At 61.5% G+C, this 24498-nt stretch carries 22 protein-coding genes and 2 pseudogenes; 15 read left to right on the forward strand and 9 right to left on the reverse strand.

Annotated elements, in window-relative coordinates:
* Positions 1-51: 51 nt before the first annotated feature.
* Positions 52-294, forward strand: a pseudogene (locus C1A35_RS31010) (LysR substrate-binding domain-containing protein); the annotation flags it as partial.
* 148 nt (positions 295-442) lie between these two features.
* Here C1A35_RS31010 and C1A35_RS31015 read toward each other — a convergent pair.
* The 3 genes from C1A35_RS31015 to C1A35_RS31025 form a co-directional block, all read right to left on the reverse strand.
* Positions 443-1816 carry an aspartate aminotransferase family protein gene (locus C1A35_RS31015; protein WP_104668084.1) on the reverse strand — a complete coding sequence of 458 codons (1374 nt, stop codon included), beginning with the start codon at positions 1814-1816 and terminating at the stop codon, positions 443-445.
* A gap of 36 nt (positions 1817-1852) precedes the next feature.
* A complete protein-coding gene (locus C1A35_RS31020; protein WP_104668085.1) occupies positions 1853-3349 on the reverse strand; it encodes an NAD-dependent succinate-semialdehyde dehydrogenase in 1497 nt (498 codons plus the stop codon).
* 118 nt (positions 3350-3467) lie between these two features.
* On the reverse strand, positions 3468-3950 hold the full coding sequence (locus C1A35_RS31025) for an Lrp/AsnC family transcriptional regulator (protein ID WP_104668086.1): 483 nt from the start codon (positions 3948-3950) through the stop codon (positions 3468-3470).
* A gap of 103 nt (positions 3951-4053) precedes the next feature.
* On the opposite strand from C1A35_RS31025, the gene C1A35_RS31030 reads away from it, so the two are divergent.
* The 10 genes from C1A35_RS31030 (at position 4054) to doeB (ending at position 13657) form a co-directional block, all read left to right on the forward strand.
* Positions 4054-5439 carry a MocR-like ectoine utilization transcription factor EhuR gene (locus tag C1A35_RS31030; protein WP_104668168.1) on the forward strand — a complete coding sequence of 462 codons (1386 nt, stop codon included), beginning with the start codon at positions 4054-4056 and terminating at the stop codon, positions 5437-5439.
* Positions 5440-5561: 122 nt separating this feature from the next.
* Positions 5562-6347 (forward strand): ectoine/hydroxyectoine ABC transporter ATP-binding protein EhuA, encoded by a 786-nt coding sequence (ehuA, locus tag C1A35_RS31035; protein ID WP_104668087.1) that lies wholly within the window; start codon positions 5562-5564, stop codon positions 6345-6347.
* A 72-nt stretch (positions 6348-6419) separates the two neighbouring features.
* Complete coding sequence (gene ehuB / locus C1A35_RS31040; RefSeq protein ID WP_440271581.1) at positions 6420-7262, forward strand: ectoine/hydroxyectoine ABC transporter substrate-binding protein EhuB; 843 nt, start codon at positions 6420-6422, stop codon at positions 7260-7262.
* Between the two features lie 70 nt (positions 7263-7332).
* Positions 7333-7992, forward strand: a complete 660-nt coding sequence (ehuC, locus tag C1A35_RS31045; protein ID WP_104668089.1) for an ectoine/hydroxyectoine ABC transporter permease subunit EhuC — start codon at positions 7333-7335, stop codon at positions 7990-7992.
* Between the two features lie 2 nt (positions 7993-7994).
* Positions 7995-8657 (forward strand): ectoine/hydroxyectoine ABC transporter permease subunit EhuD, encoded by a 663-nt coding sequence (gene ehuD, locus C1A35_RS31050; protein WP_104668090.1) that lies wholly within the window; start codon positions 7995-7997, stop codon positions 8655-8657.
* Positions 8657-9433 (forward strand): ectoine utilization protein EutA, encoded by a 777-nt coding sequence (eutA, locus tag C1A35_RS31055; RefSeq protein ID WP_104668091.1) that lies wholly within the window; start codon positions 8657-8659, stop codon positions 9431-9433. The genes ehuD and eutA overlap by 1 nt, the downstream gene beginning before the upstream one ends.
* 3 nt (positions 9434-9436) lie before the next feature.
* A complete protein-coding gene (gene eutB, locus C1A35_RS31060) occupies positions 9437-10438 on the forward strand; it encodes a hydroxyectoine utilization dehydratase EutB (RefSeq protein ID WP_104668092.1) in 1002 nt (333 codons plus the stop codon).
* Positions 10435-11427: an ectoine utilization protein EutC gene (gene eutC, locus C1A35_RS31065; protein ID WP_104668093.1), complete on the forward strand. Its 993-nt coding sequence runs from the start codon at positions 10435-10437 to the stop codon at positions 11425-11427. Before eutB ends, eutC begins: the two co-directional genes overlap by 4 nt.
* Before the next feature lie 34 nt (positions 11428-11461).
* Positions 11462-12643, forward strand: a complete 1182-nt coding sequence (gene doeA / locus C1A35_RS31070; RefSeq protein ID WP_104668094.1) for an ectoine hydrolase DoeA — start codon at positions 11462-11464, stop codon at positions 12641-12643.
* Positions 12644-12646: 3 nt separating this feature from the next.
* Positions 12647-13657: a N(2)-acetyl-L-2,4-diaminobutanoate deacetylase DoeB gene (gene doeB / locus C1A35_RS31075; RefSeq protein WP_104668095.1), complete on the forward strand. Its 1011-nt coding sequence runs from the start codon at positions 12647-12649 to the stop codon at positions 13655-13657.
* 137 nt (positions 13658-13794) lie between these two features.
* On the opposite strand, the gene C1A35_RS31080 is transcribed toward doeB, so the two are convergent.
* Positions 13795-15048 carry an ATP-binding protein gene (locus C1A35_RS31080; RefSeq protein ID WP_104668169.1) on the reverse strand — a complete coding sequence of 418 codons (1254 nt, stop codon included), beginning with the start codon at positions 15046-15048 and terminating at the stop codon, positions 13795-13797.
* A gap of 471 nt (positions 15049-15519) precedes the next feature.
* Between C1A35_RS31080 and C1A35_RS31085 the strand changes: the two genes are divergently transcribed.
* On the forward strand, positions 15520-16377 hold the full coding sequence (locus C1A35_RS31085; RefSeq protein WP_234823069.1) for a DUF932 domain-containing protein: 858 nt from the start codon (positions 15520-15522) through the stop codon (positions 16375-16377).
* A 215-nt stretch (positions 16378-16592) separates the two neighbouring features.
* Here C1A35_RS31085 and C1A35_RS31090 read toward each other — a convergent pair whose 3' ends face one another.
* A complete protein-coding gene (locus C1A35_RS31090; RefSeq protein ID WP_104668096.1) occupies positions 16593-16793 on the reverse strand; it encodes a hypothetical protein in 201 nt (66 codons plus the stop codon).
* 449 nt (positions 16794-17242) lie between these two features.
* On the opposite strand from C1A35_RS31090, the gene C1A35_RS31095 reads away from it, so the two are divergent.
* Entirely contained in the window at positions 17243-17554 is a 312-nt protein-coding gene (locus C1A35_RS31095; RefSeq protein WP_104668097.1) for a DUF736 domain-containing protein, read from the forward strand.
* A gap of 46 nt (positions 17555-17600) precedes the next feature.
* Here the strand turns inward: C1A35_RS31095 and C1A35_RS31100 are convergent, their stop codons facing one another.
* From C1A35_RS31100 to traC, 4 genes are read right to left on the reverse strand one after another with little or no spacing between them, the layout of a single operon-like run.
* Positions 17601-17966, reverse strand: a complete 366-nt coding sequence (locus tag C1A35_RS31100) for a WGR domain-containing protein (RefSeq protein WP_104668171.1) — start codon at positions 17964-17966, stop codon at positions 17601-17603.
* Positions 17967-17991: 25 nt separating this feature from the next.
* Positions 17992-19905: a Ti-type conjugative transfer system protein TraG gene (traG, locus tag C1A35_RS31105; RefSeq protein WP_104668098.1), complete on the reverse strand. Its 1914-nt coding sequence runs from the start codon at positions 19903-19905 to the stop codon at positions 17992-17994.
* Positions 19892-20107, reverse strand: a complete 216-nt coding sequence (gene traD, locus C1A35_RS31110; RefSeq protein WP_104668099.1) for a type IV conjugative transfer system coupling protein TraD — start codon at positions 20105-20107, stop codon at positions 19892-19894. Before traD ends, traG begins: the two co-directional genes overlap by 14 nt.
* Positions 20108-20111: 4 nt before the next feature.
* On the reverse strand, positions 20112-20378 hold the full coding sequence (gene traC, locus C1A35_RS31115; RefSeq protein WP_104668100.1) for a conjugal transfer protein TraC: 267 nt from the start codon (positions 20376-20378) through the stop codon (positions 20112-20114).
* A 246-nt stretch (positions 20379-20624) separates the two neighbouring features.
* Here traC and traA point away from each other — a divergent pair, with 246 nt between their 5' ends.
* Positions 20625-23930 (forward strand): Ti-type conjugative transfer relaxase TraA, encoded by a 3306-nt coding sequence (gene traA, locus C1A35_RS31120; RefSeq protein ID WP_104668172.1) that lies wholly within the window; start codon positions 20625-20627, stop codon positions 23928-23930.
* 335 nt (positions 23931-24265) lie between these two features.
* Positions 24266-24439: pseudogene (locus C1A35_RS31125) on the forward strand (aldehyde dehydrogenase family protein); the annotation flags it as partial.
* Positions 24440-24498: the final 59 nt, after the last annotated feature.

Genomic DNA, 24498 nt, shown 5'->3' on the forward strand with positions numbered 1-24498 from the left:
TGCAAGAAAATGGGAGAATGAACGCGATGTAGTGATGATCGATCTTGACGTCAAAATCCTCATGTGAGCTGCGACGATACCTTTTCGCTGGTGTCACTCGTTTCGGCTGGCCTCGGCATCGGCTTTGCGCCGGAATGGACGAAGGATCTGCCGAACCGCGGTTTCGAGCTCCGGCCGGTGCGCGGCGTTGACCTGAAGATCGGGCTTGGCGTTGCCTGGAACAAGGAAGACCCGACGGCGTCACGCGACGACATCATCGATATCGCCCGGTCGCTGGCCCGCCCGGGAAGATGAGGGGAGGGGTGCCTCCTTCCCGTGTTTCGGGGATACTTAGCGCGGCTTCTTCGTCCGACGGAGAAGGGACGCGCGGGCCAATCGGGTCTTTAACGCCGGAGAGGGGCGCGAAGACGCCGATGCGGTGTTCAGCGTCGCTTTGCCAAGCCTAACTAAGGACGTACTTGATCGCGCCTGCGGCCGCTTTGACGACGATGTCGGCCTCTTGCCTCGTGAGGCAGAGCGGCGGCGCAAAGCCAAGGATATCGCCCTGCGGCATGGCGCGACCGATGACGCCGCGTTCGAGGAGGGCGGCTGCGATTTTCGGACCTATTTTCTTTGCCGGGTCGAAGAACGTCCGGTCATCCTTGTCCTCGACGAACTCGATCGCGGCCATCAGCCCGTCGCCGCGAACCTCGCCCACGTGTTTGTGGTCACCAAGAGCTTTCGCTAGTTCGGCACGGAAATAGGCCCCTGTACTGCCTGCGTTATCGATCAGGCCCAATTCGTCGATCAGTTCGAGATTGGCGACGCCGGCAGCCGCGCAGATCGGATGAGCGGAATAGGTCCAGCCGTGGCCAATCGCACCCAGTTCGTCGGAACCATCTACCAGTACCTGCCAGACCTTATCCGAGACGATGGTGCCGGAAAGCGGCGCGTAGGCAGACGTGAGGCCCTTCGCAATCGTGATGAGGTCAGGTTTCATGCCGTAGTGGTCGGAACCGAACATCGTGCCGAGACGGCCGAAGCCGGTCACAACTTCATCGGCGACGAGCAGGATGCCGTATTTTTCCAGCACGGCCTGTATCTTCTGCCAGTAGCCTTTTGGCGGCGGCACGATGCCGCCGGTTCCAAGGATCGGCTCGCCGATGAAGGCGGCGATCGTCTCTGGGCCTTCTGCGAGGATCATCTCCTCGAGCTTGTCGGCGCAATATTGCGAGAACTGCTCTTCATCCATCGAGCGATCGGGGCGACGGAAGAAGTAGGGCGCTTCGGTGTGCAGAATTGGCGCGCGCGGCAGGTCGAAAGCGTTGTGGAAGAGATGCAGGCCTGTCAGCGAGCCCGTCATGACGCCGGAGCCGTGATAGCCGCGCCAGCGGGAGATGATCTTCTTCTTGTCCGGCCGGCCGAGGATGTTGTTGTAGTACCAGATCAGCTTGATGTTGGTCTCGTTGGCATCGGAGCCTGAAAGACCGAAATAGACGCGGCTCATGCCCTCCGGCGCGCGGTCGATGATCATCTTGGAGAGCGTGATTGACGCTTCCGTGCCGTGGCCGACATAGGCGTGGTAGTAGGCAAGGTTCTTTGCCTGCTCAGCGATCGCGTCGGCGATCTTCTCCCGGCCGTAGCCGACATTGACGCAGTAGAGCCCGGCAAAGGCGTCGAGGCTGGTCCTGCCGCTCGTATCGGTGATGTAGACCCCTTCGCCACCACCGATGACGCGAGTTGGTGTCTCGCCGCGGGCATGCAAGCCCATATGCGTGGACGGGTGGAAGAAGTGGTCACGGTCCCAGGCGGTGAGTTCGTTGCTTTTCTCGAGCATGGTCTTTCCTTTCACATATGGACCTGGCGCCCGGGCTCAGGCCGCCGTGTCGATGCAGAGATATTTGAGTTCTGTGAAGGCCTCGATGCCGTGGCGCGAACCTTCGCGGCCAAGGCCCGACTGTTTCCAGCCGCCGAAGGGGATCGGGCCGCCGGTGATCTTCACGCGATTGATGGCGACCATTCCGTATTCGAGCGCACGGCCAAGGCGCATCTGACGCGCGCCGTTCTCGGTCACCACATAGGCGACGAGGCCGTAATCGGTGTCGTTCGCACGCGCGATCACCTCGTCTTCGCTGTCGAAGGCAGTGATGGCGGCAACGGGGCCGAACGTCTCTTCGCGCATGATCAGCGCATCATCAGGTACATCCGTCAAAAGCGTCGGCTCGAAGAAGAGAGCGCCCGCCTTGTGGCGCTTGCCGCCGGTTCCAAGCTTTGCACCGCGCTTCAGCGCATCGGCGACCTGCTCTTCCACCTTGGCAATGGCACGTTCGTGCATAAGCGGGCCGATCTCGGCGTCTGGTTCGAGCCCCGAGGCAACCTTCAGCGCTTCGATGCGAGCCTTGAAGGCCCGCGTGAAGTCCGCGAGTGCACGACGCTCGACATAGATCCGGTTCGCCGCGAGGCAGTCCTGGCCGGACGTGGCGAATTTTGCCGCCATTGCGATGTCGGCCGCTTTTTCGATGTCGGCATCGGCAAAGACGATCAATGGCGCGTGGCCGCCGAGCTCCATGACCAGCCGCTTCATGGTCTGAGCGCACTGGCCGGCGATCAGCTTGCCGATGTCCGTTGATCCAGTGAAGCTCATGGCGCGCACGCGCGGATCGGCGTTCATGCGGCCGACGATTGTGGCAGCACTCCCGGTCACGACATTGAAGACGCCGGCCGGAATGCCGGCACGTTCGCCGAGTTCGGCAAGGGCGAGTGCTGAAAGCGGGGTTTCGCTGGAGGGATGCGCAACGACGGTGCAGCCGGCCGCAAGTGCTGCCGCAGCCTTGCGGGTAATCATGGCGCAGGGGAAGTTCCACGGGGTCACGATCCCGACGACGCCCAGCGCCTCTCGCCGTACGATCATCTCGGCTCCCGCCAGATGGCTGGTGACACTTTCTGCGTTCAGCCGTTTTCCTTCCTCCGCGTACCACTCGATGAAGGATGCCGCGTAGTCGATCTCGCCGCGGGATTCGGCGAGCGGCTTGCCCTGTTCCAGCGTCATCAAGAGCGCGAGATCCTCGCGTGTCTCCAGCATCAGGTCGTGCCACTTGCGGAGGATTTTGGCGCGCTGTTGCGGCAAGAGGCTGCGCCAGCCCGGTAGCGCGTCGCTCGCAGCCGAGATGGCGTCTCCGGTCTCATCGGCATCAAGGGCCGCGACCCAGGCGAGCGTCGCCGACGAGGCGGGATCGGTCACCTTGAAGCTTGCACCTTCGTGGCCGGCAATCCAGCGTCCACCGACATAGGCGAGTTCCCGTAGAAGCTGCGGATCCGCAAGGCGGGCAAGCGCGTCGTGAAAGGTCGTGCGGGCAAAAACGGCGGTCATGACGGCCTCCTCCTGTTATCTGGAGGAAGTCTGCCAGAGGGCGGGCGACAGATTGTCTATTGCCGAGGGCGGCGCCAGAGACTTTGGCCAAAGATGGGGCCAGCCGTAGACAATCTCTCTATTCGGAGGCGGGAAGCAGCGTCTCGAGCGGTAGCACGGTCTCCTCCTTCACCGTCTTGGTGACGATGTAGGTAAAGTAGCGGTCGATGCCGAGCTCACGGTCAAGCAGGCTGTCGACAAGGCGCTGGTACGCATCGATATCACGCGCAACGATCTTCAGGATGTAGTCGACGCCACCGCCGACCGACCAGCAGGCGACGATTTCGGGTGTTGTCGCCACAGCCCGTTCGAAGCGTTCGAAATCCGCTTGCCGATGGTTGGCGAGCGTCACCTCCATCATCACGCTGGCGACGGGTGCTACGCGCCTGACGGCAACGCGCGCGTGATACCCGGTGACGATGCCGGCCTTTTCAAGCTTGCGCAGGCGAAGCCAGCAGGGCGTTGGTGAGAGCCCCGCCCGTTCCGCCAGCGCCAGCTTGGTGATGCGCCCGTTCTCCTGGATCGCCTCCAGGATGCGCAGGTCGATGGCGTCGAGTTTCATGCAAGCGCTCCTGCAGCCGGGGATCGGGTCAAAGCGGAGGAAAAGACAATGGGAAACCATTTTGGCGTTGTCAATTGAACTGATTTTCAGCACTGTTGAAATCATGACAAATTGGCGACCCGACATATCCCAGTTGCGCCGGCCGGCCTATCTCTCGCTTGCCGAGCAGATCGCTCGCGCCATCCAGGAAGGTCATCTGCCGAACGGGACGCGGCTTCTGCCCCATCGCAAGCTCGCCGACGACCTGAAGCTCTCGGTGCAGACCGTCAGCCGCGCCTATGACGAACTGATCCGTCGCGGACTGATTTCCGGAGAGATCGGTCGCGGCTCCTTCGTGCAGACAAGGCCCAAGGAGCCTGAGCCGCCCTATCTGCCCGAGCGTCTTGGCGAGCTTGTCGACCTTTCGATCCTCAAACCCGTGTGCGAACAGCTGCATCTGGAGCGCATGCGCGCAGCCTTCGGGTGGCTGGCGGAAAACCTTCCGTCGAGTTCGGCGCTGTCCTTCCGGCCCAATATGGTTTTCCCGCGTCATCGCAATGTCGCAGCCGATTGGCTGTCGCGTTGCGGTCTCGATGTGTCTCCGCTCAATATCAGCCTGACGAATGGCGCTACCTCGGGCATGACGGTGGCCCTGATGAGCGTCGCTCCGCCCGGTTCCACCATTGCGACGGAGGCGATCAGCCACCACACGCTCGTGCCGCTTTCCAGCTATCTCGGTCTTCATCTCGAGGGTTTGCCGATCGATCGCGAAGGCATGATCCCCGAGGCGCTCGATGAGGCGTGCCGCACCGGCGTCATCCGCGCCGTCTTCCTCCAGCCGTCGGTGATCAACCCGACCGCTGCTTTGATGGGGCCCGAGCGCCGGCAGGCGCTGGCCGAGGTCGCGCGGCGCCATGATATCGCGATCATCGAGAACGACATCCTGGGGCCGCTTGTGGAAGGTCGGGCGCCGCCGATTGCGGCCTATGCGCCGGAGCGCACCCTCTACGTCACCAGCTTCACAAAGATCACGGTACCGGGCCTGCGCATCGGCTATCTTGCCGCCCCGGATCGCTATGTCGCGGCTGTTGCCAACCGCCATCTCGTCTCCAACTGGATGGCGACGCCCTCGATCGCCGAGATCGCAACACTTTGGGTCAGCGACGGTACGGCTATGGAACTCGTCAATTGGCAGCGCCGGGCACTTGGCGTTCGTCACGCGATTGCCGAGGAGGCGCTTGCGGGCTTGCCCTATTATAGCCATCAGCAGAGCCTGCATGTGTGGCTGCCGCTGCCGGAAGGGCATACGGAAGAAGGCTTCGTTTCTCAGGCGCGTCTGCGCGGGGTTGCGATTGCGCCAGGGTCTTCGTTCCGCACGGCAGATCAGGGCTGGCAGCCGGCAGTGCGCATCTCCTTGGGCTCGACGACCGAGCAGGAATTGCGCACCGGCCTCGGTATTCTCGCCTCGCTCGCCAGCGGAAGTCCGGAAGCGCTGCTGCTCGCGATTTGAGAGAAATGCTCGCCAATTGGGCAGCGCAGCAATAATTGTACTGATATTATTATTCGGATTGACATGATTTTGATAGCCGCGCATCGTTGCGCCATCACTTGTCTCAATAGGGAGAGACATGCATGGCAGCGCCGATCATCCGCATCGACAACATCACCAAGCGCTACGGTCCTCTGACCGTACTCGACGGTCTGTCGATGGACGTTCTGCCTGGCGAAAAGCTGGCGCTCATCGGTCCCTCCGGCTCAGGCAAGACGACGATCCTGCGCATTCTCATGACGCTCGAGACGATCAGCGGCGGCCATATCGAGGTCGACGGCGATCAGCTCTACCACATGCCGAAGAATGGCAGCCTCGCGCCCGCCGACGACCGCCATCTGCACAAGATGCGTGAGAAAATCGGCATGGTCTTCCAGCACTTCAACCTCTTCCCGCACAAATGCGTGCTCGACAATGTCACGTTGGCGCCGATGCTGACAAAGGGCGTGGCGAAGGCGACGGCGGAGAAGCGGGCGATGGAACTTCTCGACATGGTGGGCATGGCCGATAAGGCGAAGAGCATGCCTGCGCAATTGTCCGGCGGACAGAAGCAGCGCGTTGCGATCGCCCGGGCGCTCGCTCTCTCGCCAAAGATCATGCTGTTTGACGAAGTGACTTCGGCACTCGACCCGGAACTGGTCGAAGAGGTGCTGAACGTCATGCGCAAGCTTGCCGTCGAGACCGACATGACCATGCTGCTCGTGACGCATGAGATGGGCTTTGCCCATGATTTTGCCGACCGGATCCTCTTTTTCGACCGCGGCAAGATCGTCGAGGAAGGCCGGCCGGACGAGATTTTCCGCGCGCCCAAGCAGGAGCGCACGCAGACCTTTCTACGCAAGATCATCGCGGCAGGGCACCGCGTCTAAGCGGCCTTGCCGCCCGGAAACAAGGCTCCAAACAAAAACCAGGGACAGCCAGAGGAGTTCGCAACTATGAGCATGAGGACCTTTTTGACCATGACCGCCAGCGCAGGTGCCCTGACGGCATTCGTTGCCGCAGCACCCGCTTGGGCCGACGGCAAACTTGAGGAACTGAAGGAGCAGGGTTTCGCGCGTGTCGCCATCGCCAACGAGCCGCCCTTTACGGCGGTTGCCGCCGACGGCAAGGTTTCCGGCGCGGCACCCGATGTGGCGCGTGAGGTCTTCAAACGCCTCGGCGTCGAAGACATCGTTGCTTCGATCTCGGAATATGGGGCGATGATCCCGGGTCTTCAGGCCGGCCGGCACGACGTCATCACCGCCGGCCTCTTCATGAAGCCGGAACGTTGTAACGCCGTTGCCTATTCAGAACCGATCCTTTGCGACGCGGAAGCCTTCGCGCTGAAGAAAGGCAACCCGCTCAAGCTCAAGAGCTACAAGGATATCGCCGACAATCCGGACGCCAGGATCGGTGCGCCCGGTGGCGGAACGGAAGAGAAGCTTGCGCTTGAAGCCGGCGTCCCGCGCGATCGTGTCATCGTCGTCCCGGATGGCCAGAGCGGCCTGAAGATGCTGCAGTTCGGCCGTATCGACGTCTATTCACTGCCGGTGCTGTCGATCAACGATCTTGTCGCCAAGGCAAAGGACCCCGGCGTCGAAGTCGTGGCGCCGGTTGAAGGCGCTCCGGTCTATTGCGACGGCGCGGCCTTCAAGAAGGGCGAGGAAGCCTTGCGCGATGCCTTCGACGTGGAACTCGCAAAGCTCAAACAATCGGGCGAGTTTGCCAAGATCATCGAGCCCTATGGCTTCTCGGCCGCGGCCGCCATGTCGACGACCCGCGAAAAGCTCTGCGCCGCCAAGTAAGCGTCACAGCAAAACGGCCTCTTCCCGGACCCGGGGGGAGGCAGTCCGCTCCCTCGCATATGGAAGAACGATGACCGACTGGTCCGGTTACATAGGGCTGATCCTTGAAGGCGCGCTCGTAACGCTTGAGCTTACCGTGCTCGGCTCCCTGCTTGCGCTCGTCATGGCGTTCGTCGCGGGTCTTGGACGCGTCAGCCGCTTTCTGGCGGTTCGTGCGCTCGCAACCGCCTATATCGAGTTTTTTCGCGGCACGTCGATCTTCGTCCAGCTGTTCTGGGTCTATTTCGTGCTGCCATTCGCCGGCGTCACGCTGTCGCCACTTCAGGCCGGCGTGCTGGCGCTGGGACTGAACGTCGGAGCCTATGGGGCCGAGGTCGTGCGCGGTGCGGTCAAGGCGATCGGTCGCGAGCAGCGCGAAGCCTGCATAGCGCTCAACCTCTCGCGCTATCAGTCGATGCGGCATGTCATCCTGCCGCAGGCCCTGCCGCTCATGCTTCCGACCTTCTGCAACAATGCGATCGAACTCTTGAAGGGCACGGCCGTCGTATCGCTGATCTCGCTCACCGACATGACGTTCCAGGCGCAGGTGGTTCGCGCGCAGACGGGGAGTACGCTCGTTCCGTTCGCGACGATCCTCGTGCTCTACTTCCTGATGGCGCTCGCCATCTCCAACGGCATGCGCTGGCTGGAACGCCGGGTGACTCGCGGCCTTGATGGCGTGAGGACCTGACGATGGAATGGGACTGGAATTTCGTCTGGGAAATCATGCCGACCCTCATCGAGGGGCTGAAGATCACCATTCTGGCGACTGTGTTCGGCGCGGCGCTCGCCGCCGTCATCGGCCTTGTCTTTGCGATCCTGCGCATGACCGCGCCCAAACCGGTCGCGAAGGCCACGGCCTTCGTTGTCGAGTTCATTCGCGGCACGCCGCTGCTGGTCCAGCTCTATTTTATCTTCTTTGTGTTGCCGGATATTGGCATTCGCCTGCCGGCGATGCTCGCCGGCATCATCGGTCTCGGGCTCCATTATGGGACCTATGCGGCGGAGGTCTATCGCGCCGGCATCGAGAACGTGCCGCGGGGCCAATGGGAGGCGGCGAAGGCGACGAACCTTACCGGCCGCCAGACCTGGATCCACGTCATCCTGCCGCAGGCGATCCCGCCCATGATCCCGGCGCTCGCCAATTACCTGATCGCCATGTTCAAGGAGACGCCGCTGCTCTCCGCCATCACCGTGCTCGAACTGATGAACCAGGCGAAAAGCGTGGCCAACAGCAGCTATCGCTACATCGAACCGATGACGCTGGTCGGGATCTTCTTCCTGATCATGAGCCTGATCTCTGTCGTCTTCCTGCGCTGGCTGGAGGAACGTTACGCCCAGGTGGAGGAGCGCTGATGCAGACGTTCGATCTTATACTTGCGTCACGCTCGCCGAAGCTGGATGAGCGTCCGCTGGAAAAACGCGTCGGCCTCATCATCCTTGCGACCGACCACACCACGGAAGTGGATTTCCAGCGCATGGTGGCGAACGAGCGGATCGGTGTCTACGGCACCCGTATTCCCTATGCCAACCCGGTGACGCCGGAAAACCTGCGCGCCATGCAGCCCTCGCTGACATCGGCGGCCGCGCTGATCCTGCCGGACGAGCCTCTCGACGTCGTCATGTATTCCTGCACCTCCGCGTCCGTCGTCATCGGCGACGCGGAAGTCAGGGCGGCGGTCCGCGCGGCCAAGCCAAGCGCCTCCATCGTCACGCCGACTGCGGCGGCAGTCTCCGGCCTCAAGGCGTTCGGCGCCAGGCGGATTTCGGTGCTGACGCCCTACACGATCAAGACCAGCAAGCCGATGGCTGATTATTTCGTGTCGCTCGGCTTCGACATCGTCCGCTTCACTTGCCTTGGTCTGAACGACGACCGGGAGATGGCGCGCATTTCTCCGGATGAAATCGTTGCCTTTGCAAAGCAAGCGACGGCGCCAGACAGCGACGCGCTTTTCATATCGTGCACGGCAGTGCGGGCGGCCGGCGTTGCGGCAAAGATCGAGGCCGCCATCGGAAAACCGGTCGTCACCAGCAATCTCGCCACCGCGTGGGCCTGCCTGCGCCTCTGCGGCGACCAGACGGCGCGGCCGGAACTCGGCCGGCTCATGACACTTGCCTATCCGGACGAGTAGCCCATGTCGAACCTTGCCGTGACATTGGCGGATATCGAACAGGCGGCCCGACGCATCGAGGGCCGGATCGTGAGCACGCCTTTCGCGCAGTCCGTTGCGCTTTCGGAACACTGTGGCGTGCCCGTCGGCCTCAAGCTCGAACACCACCAGACGACCGGCAGCTTCAAGCTGCGCGGCGCAACGAACGCCGTGCTCTCGCTGACGTCCGAAGAGCGGGCGAGGGGCGTCGTCGCTTCCTCGACCGGCAACCACGGTCGGGCGCTTGCGCATGCCGCCAAGGCCGAAGGCTCGGTCGCGACGATCTGCATGTCGTGCCTCGTGCCCGACAACAAGGTGTCGGAGATCCGCCGGCTTGGCGCGAGCGTCCGCATTGTCGGCAAGTCCCAGGATGAAGCGCAGGTCGAGGTGGATCGGCTCGTGGCCGAAGATGGCCTCGTGATGGTGCCGCCCTTCGACAATCGGGCGGTCGTCGCAGGGCAGGGCACGCTCGGTCTGGAGATCGTCGAGGCAATGCCAGACGTGGCGACGGTTCTTGTGCCGCTTTCCGGCGGCGGCCTTGCGGCCGGTGTCGCGGCAGCCGTGAAGGAGCGGTCGCCGAGGATCCGCGTCGTCGGCCTTACCATGGATCGAGGTGCTGCAATGAAGGAGAGCCTTGACGCCGGGCGGCCGACACAGGTCGAGGAAGTGGCGAGCCTTGCCGATTCCCTCGGTGGCGGCATCGGTCTCGACAATGCCGTGACCTTCGAGATGTGCCGGGCGCTGCTCGACGACGTGATCCTGCTTTCCGAAACCGAGATCGCTGCCGGCATGCGGCACGCCTATGCGAAGGAGCGCGAGGTGATCGAAGGGGCAGGGGCCGTCGGCATCGCGGCCCTGCTTTCCGGCCGGGTTGGCCGGATGGAGGGGCCTGTGGCGGTGATCCTCTCCGGCCGGAACGTCGACATGGACCTGCATCGGCGGGTCATCAATGGCGGGGTCGATCCTCTTGCGGAGGCAGCGGCATGACGATGATGAGAATTCTGACGGAGGCGGAACTCAGGCGCATCGTGCCGCTCGATCTCGACGCCATTGCCTGCGTCGAACAGGCGTTCCACGCGCTCGCCACCAAGGCGGTGGCGATGCCGCCGATCCTCAGGCTCGACATTCCCGAAGCACGCGGCGAAGTCGATGTTAAGACGGCTTACGTGCCGGGTCTCGACGGTTTCGCCATCAAGATCAGCCCCGGCTTCTTCAATAATCCGAAGATCGGCCTGCCAAGCACCAATGGCCTGATGGTGCTGCTTTCGGCGAAGACCGGCCAGGTTGAGGCCGTGCTGCTCGACAACGGCTACCTGACGGATGTGCGCACGGCGGCGGCCGGCGCCGTTGCCGCTCGACATCTTTCACGGCCGGATGCCGCGGTCGCCGCCATCTTCGGCGCCGGCATGCAGGCAAGGTTGCAGCTTGAGGCCTTACGCCTCGTGCGGCCGATCCGCGAGGCACGGATCTGGGCAAGGGATGCCGCAAAGGCTGAGGCCGCGGCGCAGGAGCTGACGGCAAGGCTGGGCTTTCCGGTCCGCACCGAAGCCAATGGCCGGGCTGCGGTCGATGGTGCAGACATCATCGTTACCACCACACCTTCCGAAACGCCGGTGCTCTGGGTCGAATGGCTGCAATCTGGCCAGCATGTCACGGCCATGGGCTCGGACGCCGAGCACAAGAACGAGATCGAGCCCGCCGTCATCACTCGCGCCAGCCTCTATGTCGCCGACAGCCTGAAACAGACGCGCAGGCTCGGCGAATTACACCATGTCATCGAGGCGGGCCTCGTGATGGAGGACACGACCTTCCCCGAACTCGGCGAGATCATCGCCGAGCAAAAACCGGGCCGCAGCGGCCCCGAAGAGATAACCGTGGCGGATCTGACCGGCACGGGCATTCAGGACACGGCCATAGCAACGCTTGCTGCCGCCCGTGCGGCAGCGTCGGGCGCCGGCACGATCTTTAAGAGCTGAGACCGGCCTTTCGCCGGGTATTGAGGAAAAACCGATGAAACAAGCGAACCTGAAGTTCTCGCTTCCGGAGTATGAAACGCGTCTTCAAAAAACGCGAAAAGCCATGGAAGCCAAGGGCATCGACGTGCTGATCGTCAGCGATCCGTCGAACATGAACTGGCTGACCGGCTATGACGGCTGGTCCTTTTACGTACATCAATGCGTCGTCGTGCCGCTGGCGGGCGAGCCGATCTGGTATGGCCGCGGCCAGGATGCCAACGGCGCCAAATTCACCGCCTACCCCAAACACGAGAACATCATCGGCTATCCGGACCACTATGTGCAGTCCACCGAGCGCCACCCGATGGATTACCTCTCGGCCAAGCTTGCTGAACGCGGTCTCGACAAGCTGACGATCGGCGTGGAGATGGACAATTACTGGTTCTCCGCCGCCGCTTTTGCCTCGTTGCAAAAGCACCTGCCGAATGCCCGCTTTGTCGATGCGACCGCCCTCGTCAACTGGCAGCGCGCGGTCAAGAGCGAGGCAGAAATCGGATACATGCGCAACGCCGCAAGGATCGTCGAAAAGATGCATGAGCGCATCTTCGACAAGATCGAGGTCGGCATGCGCAAATGCGACCTGGTTGCGGAAATCTACGATGCCGGCACCCGTGGCGTCGACGGTATCGGCGGCGATTATCCGGCGATCGTGCCACTGTTGCCCTCGGGCGTGGAGGCTTCGGCGCCGCACCTGACCTGGGACGACCGGCCGATGAAATCCGGCGAGGGCACTTTCTTCGAGATTGCCGGCTGCTACCACCGCTACCATGTGCCGCTCTCTCGCACCGTCTTTCTCGGCAAGCCGACACAGGCTTTCCTCGATGCCGAGAAGGCAACGCTGGAAGGCATGGAGGCAGGCCTCGAAAAAGCACGCCCCGGCAATACCTGCGAGGATATCGCAAACGCCTTCTTCGCCGTTCTCAAGAAATACGGCATCGTGAAGGATAACCGCACGGGCTATGGCATCGGCGTTTCCTATCCGCCGGACTGGGGCGAACGCACGATGAGCCTGCGTCCCGGTGACCGGACCGAACTCAAACCCGGCATGACGTTCCACTTCATGACGGGCCTCTGGCTCGAGGACATGGGCTTCGAGACGACGGAAAGCATCCTGATCACCGAAACCGGTGTCGAGTGCTTCGCCAACGTGCCGCGCAAGCTTCTGGTGAAGGATTGAGCCATGCGGGAAGCAACGCTTCGTCCTTCGCCGATCAATCCCACGGTCGATTTTTCGGCCGAGGGCGTGCAGCACGGTTTCCTGCGTCTGCCTTACAGCCGCGACGATTCCGCCTGGGGCTCGGTGATGATCCCGGTGACGGTGGTGAAGAACGGGGAGGGCCCGACGGCCCTTCTCACCGGCGGCAACCACGGCGACGAATATGAAGGGCCGATCGCGCTCTTCGATCTCGCCCGCACGCTGGAGGCAGAGGACGTGGCGGGCCGCGTCATCATCGTGCCGGCGATGAACTACCCGGCCTTTCTCGCCGGCACGCGCACCTCGCCGATCGACAAGGGCAACATGAACCGCAGCTTTCCGGGGGCGCCGGACGGCACGGTGACCCAGAAGATCGCCGACTATTTCCAGCGCACGCTGCTGCCGCTCGCCGATATCGTGCTCGACTTCCATTCCGGCGGAAAGACGCTCGACTTCCTGCCCTTCTGCGCCGCCCATATCCTGCCGGACAACGCGCAGCAGGAAAAAGCCTTCGACCTCGTCGGCGCCTTCGGTGCTCCATGGTCGATGAAGATGCTGGAGATCGATGCCGTCGGGATGTACGACACCGCGGCGGAGGAGATGGGCAAGATCTTCATCACCACCGAATTGGGTGGTGGGGGGACCGCGACGGCGATGAGCGCGCGTATCGCCAAGACAGGCGTTTCAAACGTGCTGAAGGCGGCGGGCATCCTGAAAGGGCCTGTCCACGGCGCTGAAACCACGTGGCTTGATATGCCAGACGGCAACTGCTTTTGCTTCGCCGAGGATGGCGGCCTCGTCGAACCGTTCGCCGATCTCGGCGATGTGGTGAAGAGCGGGCAGGTTGTCGCGCGCATCTATCCGATCGGACGCACAGGCGCCAGACCACTGGAAATTCGGGCAAAGATGGACGGCATCCTCGTCGCCCGCCACTTTCCCGGCCTCGTAAAATCTGGCGATTGCGTCAGTGTACTGGCAACCGTTGTTGGGAGATGAGACGGCCGGCCGATTTCAGGCGGGTCTAGTGAAATCGATGTTTAGCCTTTCGCAGCACGCCGGCCTGATAGCGGCCTGGGAAATCGTAACCGTTGTGAAACGCCGGCGTGTGGTTCCATAACAGAACTTACGTGATTTTACATCGTCCACAGGACCGAAAGCGGTGCGGCGTGCAATTTTTCGCCAAATGGCGTCACGCGGTCGTGATCGTGCAAAACGATGCCGTGCAGGAAGCGGTCGCCTACCGCCTCCTGTAACTGACGAAGTCCTTTGAAGTCTTCAGCCTTGACCGTCGACGATGCCTTGACCTCGATGCCGACGACGCGACCGCGCCGGTCCTCGACAACGACATCGACCTCGATCTGATCCTTTGTCCGATAGTGAGAGAACGAAAGTCGGCGGTCGGACCAAGATGCAAGCTTCATGAGTTCTGATGCCACGAAACTCTCGAGCAAAGGACCGAAACGCGTCTTGTTTTCACGGATGCTGTTGACATCGTCTTCGCGCAGGGCTGCGAGCAGGCCAGTGTCGAGAAAATGCAACTTTGGTGTTTTCACCAGACGACTAAGCCTGTTGTTGGACCATGGCGCGAGGGTTCGGACAAGGAAGAGTCGTTCAAGGATTGCGACATACTTTTGAGCGGTGACACTGGATAGTCCGAGGGCCGAGCCGAATCCGCTATGATTGACCAACTGTCCCGCATGCTCTGCAAGAACATTAAGGAGGCGCGGCAACCTGCCCAACTGATCGATGTTGGCAATGTCGCGCACGTCTCTGTCAAGGATAAGCGCCACGTAGTCTTCAAGCCACGCGGTGCGCCGGCTGGGCTGCGTCCTGCGTACGACCTCAGGGTACCCTCCACGTATAACCGTCTCCACAAGGTCGTCGCCGAGCACAAGTCCGTCCGCGATCACGGGCACCTCTCCCGCAAAAATGCGATCGAGAAAGCGGCCTGGGGTCGATCGTATTTCAGCCTGTGCAAACGGCAGCAACGAAATTAGGGCCATGCGGCCGGCAAGAGAGTCTGCCACCGCCGGCACGGTGGCGAGGTTTGCTGAACCTGTGAGCAGGAAGCGGCCCGGCTCATCGCTACGATCTACGCTTTCCTTTATCGCAAGCATTAACTCAGGCGCCCGCTGAACTTCATCAATTACCGCTCGGTCGAGGCCGCGAACGAAGCCTACGGGGTCGGATTTGGCGGCGCTGAGTGTGCCGGCGTCATCAAGGGTGTAATACGGCCGCTCTGTTCCAGAGAACTGTCGCGCAAGGGTGGTCTTTCCTGCCTGCCTTGGTCCGGCGACCAGGACGACGCGCGTGTCCGACAGCGCCGTCTCGACCATGGAGAGGGCCTTGCGCTGGATGAGTGTGTTCGGGCGATTTGTATCGATCATGCGGCCAATGTTAACTCCGTTGGCGTCCAATTTAAAGCAGAATTCCGTCCAATTTAAAATGTAACTTGCTTTATCCCGAGGCCAGTCTCTCGAAAACAAAGAGTGTACACGGAACGCGACGGACGGGGGCAGTCGATCCCGCTTCCCCTCCGGGCCACTATGTTGAAGCTCCTGCGGCGGCCCTTTTTCCCTCCTTCGCGTGACGCGAATTCCCGCTTTCCCGCTGAAGCGGCGCTATGCTGAAAGCTCCGATACGCTTCATTGTTAATTGACCGATCGGGCCGATCGGCTGAGGGGGCCGAGGGTCTTTGCCCCTTCTCTCCCCCAAACAGTCTTTCGCCCACCTTCCTTCGCTTGCGCTTTCGTGCAGGCGGTTCCCCGCAAAGACTGTTTTCCCTTCCGTCCCCACCGCTCGCGCGGCCCCGGGAAGCAGGACGCGGCCCTGCTTCGCGGTCCCAGGAAAAAGGAGAAATGACAGTGAGCATCTATGCCAGAACTGCCCGCTTCGACACCGGTCGCGCTCTCGCCGAAGACGAGATGCGTGGCATCGCACCCTCGATTTTCGCAACCTCGGCACACGAGAGCCGCTCGGAGCGCTTCAAACCGATCCCCACAATTGAGATCCTGCGCGGCCTCATGAAAGAGGGTTTCATGCCGGTCGGAGCGCGCCAGTCTGTCAGCCGCACAGAAGGAAAGGCAAACTTTACCAAGCACCTCATCCGGCTTCGCCGTCTCGATGATGGCAACGTTTATCACGTCGGCGATACAGTCTGCGAAATCCTTCTCAAAAATGCTAACGACGGTACGAGTGCGTACGAGTTGCTCGCGGGGCTTTTCCGCGTGTGCTGCCTCAACTCGCTCGTTGCGCAAACGGGAACGATCGACGCTATCAAGGTCCGACACTCCGGTGATGTTCAAGGCAAGGTGATCGAGGGAACCTATCGCGTGCTTGGAGAGGCGGAACGCACGCTGGCGGCGCCGCAGGACTGGTCCGGCGTGAGGATGGGGCGTGAGGCAAGGGAAGTCTTGGCCGAGGCTGCACATCTCGTCCGTTTTGGCGACGCCGGAGGCTCGGCGACAACCTCGATCAAGCCGGAGCAATTGCTGGTGCCTCGCCGTAGCGAAGACCGAGCCGAAGATCTTTGGACAGTGTGGAATGTCGTTCAGGAGAACAGCATCAAGGGCGGGTTGCGCGGTGTAAAGCGTGACGAACTTGGCAGAGCGCGGCGATCGACGTCTCGACCGATCAACGGCATCGATCAGGACATCAAGCTCAACAAAGCACTTTGGCTGATTGGGGAGAGGATGGCCGCATTGCTCCGCCGCTGACGTTCTCGCGGCCGATTGAACTCCTTGCGTCCGGTACTCCAACTGGACGCGAGGCCATCCCGTGTCTTGAGGGGCGCCCCAAAACCCCGCCCCTCAAACTCCCCTGCCCACCCCTAATCGACCTGGAGGTGGCCCGCGCTGAACTAGAACGTTCGACCGGCTGGCCGGACCGCAAGTGAAGAAGCTTCGGATTGGAAGGACGCTTGGGGCATCCATCAGGTAACGGAAGGACGCTCACCAGGAAGCTGACTGACGACCTCGGTGGCGGCCGACGGACCCTCTGCCGGCATGGCTGCAAGTTGTTCGTCGGATACGCTGAGATCCATGTTTCCCCAGATCGACGCCTTTTGCGCCTTATTTTGCGGTTTTCTGGACTGTTTGATTTCGACAATGAACGGTCTTGTCTGCTGACGCATATCTCCTCCAGGCCACGAATCGCTGTCAAAACGATTTCGCGCGGAAATTTACTCGCAGCTGTGCCTTGATCGAGGATGGAGACACCCATGGTGAAAGCCGGCTCCGACGACATTTGCCGGTAGGGGAGAGCCGCCGAAGGTTCCGGACGAGTGATGGGGTTCGTTGCCAACGGGATGTTCCTCCGTGCTTCGGCGCTCCCTTCGCGGGCTCGATGGGGCGTGTCTGACCGGACAACGGCTGAAGCCTCGATCGTTTGCCCGCAACGGCAGGTGCACTTTTCTTGCCCCTGGCGGCTCAGGCCGCCATTCCCCACCAGCCAACAAAAGTGCTCCTTGCCGTCCTCCACTTTATTGCGGCCCAATGGGTGCGGTCCGATCGTCCCCGGTCCTTTCGACAGCCATCGAGGCCGCGAAGGGCGCGGCCCGAAACAACAGAAAGGAACTTCGACATGGCAACCATCGGCACTTTCACCTCGACCGAAAATGGCTTCAACGGCTCTATCCGCACTCTGGCCCTCAACGTCAAGGCGCGCATCGCCCGGATCGAATCTCCCTCCGACAAGGGCCCCCACTTCCGCATCTACGCCGGCAACGTCGAGTTCGGGGCGGCCTGGCAGAAGAGCTCCGAGCAGCGCGGTCGCGACTACCTCTCGGTCAAGCTCGATGATCCAAGCTTTCCCGCTCCGATCTACGCAACGCTTGCGGAAGTCGAAGGTGAGGATGGCTACCAGCTGATCTGGTCGCGGCCCAACAGGGATTGAGCCCAACTGGCCCCGCCTTCGGGCGGGGCCTCATTCCATACAGCAATTACAGGATTGCTGTAATTGCTGAACTTGCTGGACTTGTCTTAGCTCGATGGTCAACTGGTCGATGCCCACGTGATCGCTTGAGCCGGGCTATATCCAGAAACAGCTTCACCGCGTCGCTCTCGTCGGTGAAGTGATGGGCCATGCGCTGCCCCGCCGAGCCGATACGACCCCACCGCCTCGTGAGACATGCTTGACCGAACAGGTCCAGCGAAACATCGATGGCGCAGTACCTGGCCATGTTCTTCGCCGGATCCTTGCGTTCGGCATATAGGTGGTAGGGCTGAGTGAGCATGGGATGAGAATCGCCGATCGTCAGAATCTCGTCCAACGAGAGTTTTGAATCGATCCCGCCTGATCGATTCATGTCTGTGATGGGTCGCCTGGAAAGTTCAGGTAGGCTCCGACGGAGCATGAAACCTATTCCCACTGACGCAGGCTCGCATGTCCTTGCGTCTGAACCATATGGCCCGACCGCATCTAAGCGGCGCGTTTCCCGCCGTGAAGACGATCTGTTCGTCGGCACGCATGCGCAGCACTTCGTCCGGCTGGATCAGCGGCCGCGGAGCGAGTTGCTTTGAGCGGCTGCGTGACGACCCTCGCGCCTGAACACTGCGGCTGACCTGGTCAACCTCGACGGTCGTCGTGCCGCAGCGCCTTGAAACATACTCGGCCGTCTCTGGATCGTTGATGGCGGCAAAGGAGACCCAGCTTGCGCTCTCGAACCATTTGCTGGTCGCGTCGCGGCCGCCGAACGTCTCGCGCATCTGGCCGATCGACTGAAAGATCAGCGTGAGTGATATCCCGTATTTGCGGCCGGTGTCGCGTGCCGTTTCGAGGATGCGCAGGTAACCGAGGCGGGCAACCTCATCGAGCAGAAACAGAGCCAGGTCGTCGCCTGAGCGATTGCGATTGTAGATCGCGTTCACGAAGGATCCGATGATGACGCGCGCAAGGCCCGACTGTGTTTCGAGCGTCTTCAGATCGATGTTGATGAAGACATCAAGCGATCCGGCCAAAAGCTGCTCGGTCGAAAAACTCTTAGATGACACCAGACCCGCGTAGTTCTCATAGGAGAGCCAATGGGTCTCCTTGACTGCGTTGGCGTAGACGCCCGAAAAGGTCTCCGGCGTCATGTTGACGAATGCAGCGACGTTTTCTCTCACGAAGTCCGAGTTCGAGTTTGCGTGAATGGTCTGGAGCCGTTCGCGCAGTTTTGGCTCGGGCTCCGCGAGATTCTTGCGAACTTGTCTCAGCGTCTGGTCTTCCTTGCGGGTATGACCGGAGAGGCAGACATCGGCGATGAGTGCGGTCAGCAGCTGCAGTCCGGACGCCCTGAAGAAGTCGTCACGAATCCCGATTGCGCGGCCGCTGTCGCTCATGATCCAGGAGGCAACCGCGGCAATATCTTCTTCCTTGCTTCTGCCGTAACGGCCGATCCAATCCAGCGCATTGAAGCCCGCGTCGGGTTTCTTTGGATCGAGGATCCGAACGTCCCGGCCGGCGGCTTTTCGATGGCCGACCACCATCGGGGCCACTTCATTGGAGGGGTCGAGAACGACGAGGGTACTACCCCACTTGAGCGCTGTCGGCACTGTTACCGAAGTCGTCTTGAATCCGCCTGACCCGGCAAAGACGATACCGTGCGACGAGCCGAAAGAGCCGTCAAAGCATAGGAGTGGCGACCTGCCCGCAGCGCCCCAGGTCTCGGGCTTGTCTGCTCGAAATGGAATGGCCGCGACGCTGTCTCCATCGACCCGGTAGCCCTCTCCGATCACGATGCCCGCCGCCTCCGGAAAGAGCCTTTTGGCGGAAGAGAGCTTCATCCATTCGGCCTCGCCGTAGATGGCGCGCTTGCCGCGAACGCGCCACGGCGCAGATTTGGGGAAGGCGGCATTTCCGATCAGTGCGACCCGCAATGCGAAGGCCGATGATAGAAGCGATGCCACGGCTCCGACGAGCGCTGCCGGTTCGAAGTCCAGCGTGTGGAACTTCCAGGACTGAGCGTGGCTCGTCTGTGGAAAGCCGTCGATGAGGACGACAACGGCAGCCGTCAGCCCTCCCCCGAAAGCGCCCCATCCTGCAAGGCGGATGTTGGCGGATCCGGCAGCCGCAAACAGATAAATGACGCCGACGAGCGCCGCTGAAACAGAGGGGATCGCGACGCCCGCCTGGATCAACGCCAGGCGTCCGGCCTCTCGTCCTGCGAAGGACGACACCCAGTCGCCGGCGCCTTGCGTTGCGACAAGAGCAAGGATCATCAAGGCAAGTGGCGAGGCCGCAAGTACGATCCTAATCACGCCCATGGCGAAAGGCCTCCGCGCCGATTTTCGTTAGTCGATTGCGCTCGCCATCGTCGACCTTCAGGCGCTGACCAATATCGATCAAGGCGCCGAGGAGGAGCGCGCGCGTCTCGTAGCGCAAGCCCGCTTTGACGATCAGGCCGCCGAGTTCGATCTTTTCCCGGGTGTCCTTCCGCCGGGCAACGATAGTGGTTGCGCGTGCCATCCGCTCAAGCCCCTTCAGCGCCGCCCTGAGGCGTGCCAGGCGTGAGCGACGGGGTCTTTCTCCCCTGGACTGCCGTTCTCCCGCCTTCCCGAAACCGAGCCACGAGCTTTTCGAAGGCGGATTGCAGTTCGAGTTCATCGACCTCGATATCCCCGAGACCGGCCTTCAAGGCAATCCGACCGATCCGTTCAGCATCGCGGGTTTCGGATTGCCTCAACTGTTCCTGAAGCTTGGCAATCTCTTCGCGGATCCTCGAAGAAGGCTTTTTCATTCCGATCGTCCTTTCGTGTCGTTGTTGGAGCGACACGAAAATCTATTGGATGAGCTTGCTCATCCAGGGACAAAAGTGTCCGTTGGCTTGGCCAACGCCTTTGACGATCATCCCGGCCGTTCCGAAGGAGCGGCATCCAAGGGCGCAATTATACGTCGCTGGCGCGACGTCTCGGGTTGCTTTCCCGGCGTGGCCGCCCCCTTCCAGGAACGCGTTGATCTCGTTTTCATCCGGAGTGATATCGCCGTGGCCGTCCCGCATTTCTCCGTCAGCATCGTTGCCCGTGGCGCGGGTCGCAGTGCCGTCATGTCGGCCGCCTATCGCCACTGTGCGAAAATGGACTTCGAGCGCGAGGCCCGCGCGGTCGACTATCGCACCAAGCAGGGGCTGCTCCATGAAGAGTTCATGGTGCCAGCGGATGCGCCGGCCTGGCTTTCCTCAATGATTGCCGATCGCTCCGTCGCTGGCGCCTCGGAAACGTTCTGGAACAGGGTCGAAGAGTTCGAAAAGCGCTCCGATGCCCAGCTTGCCAAGGATGTCACGATCGCCTTGCCGATCGAACTGACACCTGAGCAGAACATCGCGCTTGTGCGCGAATTCGTGGCGAGACACATCCTTTCAAAAGGCATGGTCGCCGATTGGGTCTATCATGACGCCCCCGGCAATCCGCATGTTCACCTGATGACGACGCTTCGTCCTTTCACGAACGAAGGGTTCGGAGCGAAGAAAGTGCCGTTGCTTGCACCTGACGGCCGGCCGTTGCGCGACGACATGGGCAAGATCGTTTACGAGCTCTGGGCGGGCGGTCTCGACGATTTCAATTCTCTTAGAGACGGATGGTTCGAATGCCAGAACAGGCATCTGGCGCTCGCCGGTCTCGACATACGCGTCGACGGTCGGTCATATGTGCGCCAAGGGATTGCTGTCGAGCCGACGATCCATCTGGGCGTTGGCGCCAAGGCGCTCGAGCGAAAGTCCTCCGCATCGAAAATTCCGGCTTCTCTGGAACGTCTCGAACTTCAGGAGGCTCTTCGTCAGGAGAATGCGCGCCGCATCGAGCGCCGTCCGCAAATCGTGCTAGAGATGATTACGCGCGAAAAGAGCGTCTTCGATGCGCGGGATGTCGCCAAGATCCTTCATCGCTACATCGACGATGCCGCTCTCTTCGGCTCGTTGATGTTGCGCGTGCTGCGAGATCCGAGTGCATTGCGCCTGACTGTAGAGGGTACCGACCTTGGAACGGGGATCTACACCCCCGCACGGTACACGACGCGGGAACTCATCAAGCTCGAAGCGGAGATGGTGAACCGCGCGCTCTGGCTCGCGAGAAGAACTTCGCATCGTGTCCGCGGCACTTTGCTGGAGGCAACCTTTTCTAAAAATCGAGGTCTTTCTGATGAGCAACGGGCGGCGATTAAGCATCTGACTTCGGATGCCGCCCTTGCCTCCGTTGTCGGTCGTGCCGGTGCCGGCAAAACAACGATGATGAAAGCCGCTCGCGAGGCCTGGCGGGCGGCGGGGTATCGTGTTGTCGGCGGGGCTCTCGCCGGCAAGGCGGCCGAGGGATTGGAGAAGGAGGCGGGCATCGCTTCGCGGACGCTTTCGTCGTGGGAACGTCGCTGGACGCAAGGCATCGACCGCCTCGACGAAAAGACAGTGTTTGTCCTCGACGAGGCCGGCATGGTCTCGTCCCGTCAAATGGCATTCTTCGTCGAAGGCGTCGTAAGGGCCGGCGCGAAACTTGTTCTCGTCGGCGATCCCGAACAGCTTCAGCCGATCGAGGCCGGTGCGGCGTTCCGCGCGATCGTCGACCGGATTGGCTATGCTGAACTTGAGACCATTTACCGCCAGCGCGCGCCCTGGATGCGCAGCGCTTCGCTCGATCTGGCACGCGGCAAGATAGGCGAAGCGATCGACGCCTATCGCGCCAATGGCAGAGTAGTGAGTGCGGAACTCAAAGCCGAGGCTGTCGAACGCCTCATCACCGATTGGGACCGGGGTTATGACCCGACAAAGACCAGTCTGATCCTCGCGCACCTGCGGCGGGATGTGCGCACGCTCAATACGCTAGCACGCGCCAGGCTTGTCGAGCGCGGGGTTGTCGGTGAAGGGGATGCTTTCCGCACCGCAGACGGGAACCGCAATTTTTCCGCCGGCGACCAGATCGTGTTCCTGAAGAACGATGGCGTCCTGGGTGTCAAGAACGGCATGCTTGGGCGCGTGATAGAAGCGCTTCCTGGCCGCTTCATCGCAAGCGTTGGCGAAGGGACACATCAACGCGACATTGTCGTTGAACAGCGCATCTACAACAATGTCGACCACGGCTACGCGACGACCATCCATAAATCGCAAGGTGCGACCGTCGATCGGGTGAGGGTGCTCGCCTCGCTGTCATTGGACCGGCATCTCACCTACGTCGCCATGACGCGCCACCGCGACGAACTTGCCGTCTACTACGGTCGCCGGTCCTTCGCAAAGTCGGGCGGCCTAGGGCCAATGCTGTCGCGTCGCAACGCCAAGGAAACGACGCTCGACTATGAGGCGCGACCGCTCTATCCCCAGGCACTGCGGTTTGCGGAAGCACGCGGACTAGACCTCATGAGCGTTGCCCGCACGGTTGTGCGCGACCGGCTTCACTGGATCGTCGGGCAGAAGCAAAAACTCGCGACACTGGGCGCGCGATTGGTCGATCTGGTGTCTTCAATCGGGCTTTCCCGCGGTAAGCTTGAGCACGCGGTCCCGGCAGTCGGAGCTGCAAGACCCATGGTCTCAGCGATCACGGTTTTTGCCAAATCTGTCGAGCAAGCGGTCGAGGACAAGCTCCGGTCGGACCTCAACCTGAAAGAAATATGGCAGGACGTCTCGATGCGCTTCCAGCTCGTTTACGCTCAGCCGGAGGTCGCGTTTGCCGCCGTCAAGGTCGATGCGATGCTGAACGATGCATCGCTCGCCGCAACCGTCCTTCAGAAGCTTGCTGCCGAGCCACAGCACTTCGGTGCGCTCAGTGGCAGGACCGGGATGTTTGCGAGCCGTTCCGACAAAAGGGATCGCGACACGGCACTTCTCAATGTGCCGGCGCTCGCCCGAAACCTCGCTGACTACACACGCGCACGCGCTGAGACTGGGCGAAGGTACGCGGCTGAAGAGAATGCCATTCGTTCGAGGTTGGCGGTCGAGATTCCGGCTCTTTCACCTTTTGCCAGGCAAGCGCTCGAACAATTGCGCGAAGGGCTCGGGCGAGATGATCAGAAACGCCTTGGTGGGACATCCCTCCATCCGTCAGTCACAATTGAGCTCGAGCGATTTTCAGCGGCAGTCAACCAAAGGTTCGGCGAGCGCACATTCCTCCAGATTGCTGCGAAGGCCCCGGATGGCGAGGTCTTCGCAGCCGTCACTGTGGGCATGACCTGCCAGCAGAAGGCTGAAGTGCGCCTAGCTTGGGACGCGATGCGGGCGATCCAGCTGCTTTCTGCGCGTGATCGCGTCGCGGCCGACCTCAAGCTGTCCGAAACGCAGCGTCAATCGCAAGGCAAGGACCTCAGGCTCGAATGACATACGGATCCGCTCGTTCAGGAACAACGTGCCGACGGCGTCAACGGCCGCTCCTTGTGGTGTTGGTCGGATTCGCCCGTGCCGACCGACGGCCGGTCCTGCGCCTTCAAATCGGACTGGAAGATGTCGACGACCTCAAGGCGAATCTGGAGCAGGCACTCGCGGCTGCTCGAGCAGCCTAGCTGGAGTGTTTATCCGAAATCGGAATCGCCTCCGTTTTGATGCGTTCAAAGTCGTACAATGTATCGACCTCCACTTGAACCGCTTCCGCGCGAGCCGGCGAGCTCTCTTTTGAACAATTGGGTGACTGCGTTGTTTTGTGATGTATTTGGTAAGTGTCGAAAAACGCTGCCGCCGGCGTGAAGCGCGTCGCGTTGGAGCTTGGCGGAAAATCGCCCAACCTCATCTTCCGCGGGGTCGATCTGCCGGAAGTGATCGAGGTAAGCGTTTCGCATTGCTTCGAGAATTCCGGACAATCTTGCGATGCGCCGACACGCATGCTTGTCGAATGGCTCGATCTACGACGTGTACTACAATCGCGCTTCGAAGGGTGGCCACTTTACTGCGT

It is taken from the genome of Ensifer adhaerens (genome assembly GCF_002940685.1).
GTDB lineage: Bacteria > Pseudomonadota > Alphaproteobacteria > Rhizobiales > Rhizobiaceae > Ensifer > Ensifer adhaerens_E.

What these genes read in the sequence shown, in the direction of transcription:
- C1A35_RS31090 (WP_104668096.1), bottom strand. Translation starts at nt 16,793, where the DNA reads ATGCGTCAGCAGACAAGACCGTTCATTGTCGAAATCAAACAGTCCAGA.
- traD (WP_104668099.1), bottom strand. Translation starts at nt 20,107, where the DNA reads ATGGCACGCGCAACCACTATCGTTGCCCGGCGGAAGGACACCCGGGAA.
- C1A35_RS31080 (WP_104668169.1), bottom strand. Translation starts at nt 15,048, where the DNA reads ATGATCGATACAAATCGCCCGAACACACTCATCCAGCGCAAGGCCCTC.
- ehuC (WP_104668089.1), top strand. Translation starts at nt 7,333, where the DNA reads ATGACCGACTGGTCCGGTTACATAGGGCTGATCCTTGAAGGCGCGCTC.
- doeA (WP_104668094.1), top strand. Translation starts at nt 11,462, where the DNA reads ATGAAACAAGCGAACCTGAAGTTCTCGCTTCCGGAGTATGAAACGCGT.
- eutC (WP_104668093.1), top strand. Translation starts at nt 10,435, where the DNA reads ATGACGATGATGAGAATTCTGACGGAGGCGGAACTCAGGCGCATCGTG.
- ehuD (WP_104668090.1), top strand. Translation starts at nt 7,995, where the DNA reads ATGGAATGGGACTGGAATTTCGTCTGGGAAATCATGCCGACCCTCATC.
- C1A35_RS31015 (WP_104668084.1), bottom strand. Translation starts at nt 1,816, where the DNA reads ATGCTCGAGAAAAGCAACGAACTCACCGCCTGGGACCGTGACCACTTC.
- eutB (WP_104668092.1), top strand. Translation starts at nt 9,437, where the DNA reads ATGTCGAACCTTGCCGTGACATTGGCGGATATCGAACAGGCGGCCCGA.
- traC (WP_104668100.1), bottom strand. Translation starts at nt 20,378, where the DNA reads ATGAAAAAGCCTTCTTCGAGGATCCGCGAAGAGATTGCCAAGCTTCAG.
- traG (WP_104668098.1), bottom strand. Translation starts at nt 19,905, where the DNA reads ATGGGCGTGATTAGGATCGTACTTGCGGCCTCGCCACTTGCCTTGATG.
- C1A35_RS31085 (WP_234823069.1), top strand. Translation starts at nt 15,520, where the DNA reads ATGACAGTGAGCATCTATGCCAGAACTGCCCGCTTCGACACCGGTCGC.
- C1A35_RS31095 (WP_104668097.1), top strand. Translation starts at nt 17,243, where the DNA reads ATGGCAACCATCGGCACTTTCACCTCGACCGAAAATGGCTTCAACGGC.
- ehuB (WP_440271581.1), top strand. Translation starts at nt 6,420, where the DNA reads ATGAGGACCTTTTTGACCATGACCGCCAGCGCAGGTGCCCTGACGGCA.
- C1A35_RS31100 (WP_104668171.1), bottom strand. Translation starts at nt 17,966, where the DNA reads ATGAATCGATCAGGCGGGATCGATTCAAAACTCTCGTTGGACGAGATT.
- C1A35_RS31030 (WP_104668168.1), top strand. Translation starts at nt 4,054, where the DNA reads ATGACAAATTGGCGACCCGACATATCCCAGTTGCGCCGGCCGGCCTAT.
- eutA (WP_104668091.1), top strand. Translation starts at nt 8,657, where the DNA reads ATGCAGACGTTCGATCTTATACTTGCGTCACGCTCGCCGAAGCTGGAT.
- C1A35_RS31020 (WP_104668085.1), bottom strand. Translation starts at nt 3,349, where the DNA reads ATGACCGCCGTTTTTGCCCGCACGACCTTTCACGACGCGCTTGCCCGC.
- ehuA (WP_104668087.1), top strand. Translation starts at nt 5,562, where the DNA reads ATGGCAGCGCCGATCATCCGCATCGACAACATCACCAAGCGCTACGGT.
- C1A35_RS31025 (WP_104668086.1), bottom strand. Translation starts at nt 3,950, where the DNA reads ATGAAACTCGACGCCATCGACCTGCGCATCCTGGAGGCGATCCAGGAG.
- doeB (WP_104668095.1), top strand. Translation starts at nt 12,647, where the DNA reads ATGCGGGAAGCAACGCTTCGTCCTTCGCCGATCAATCCCACGGTCGAT.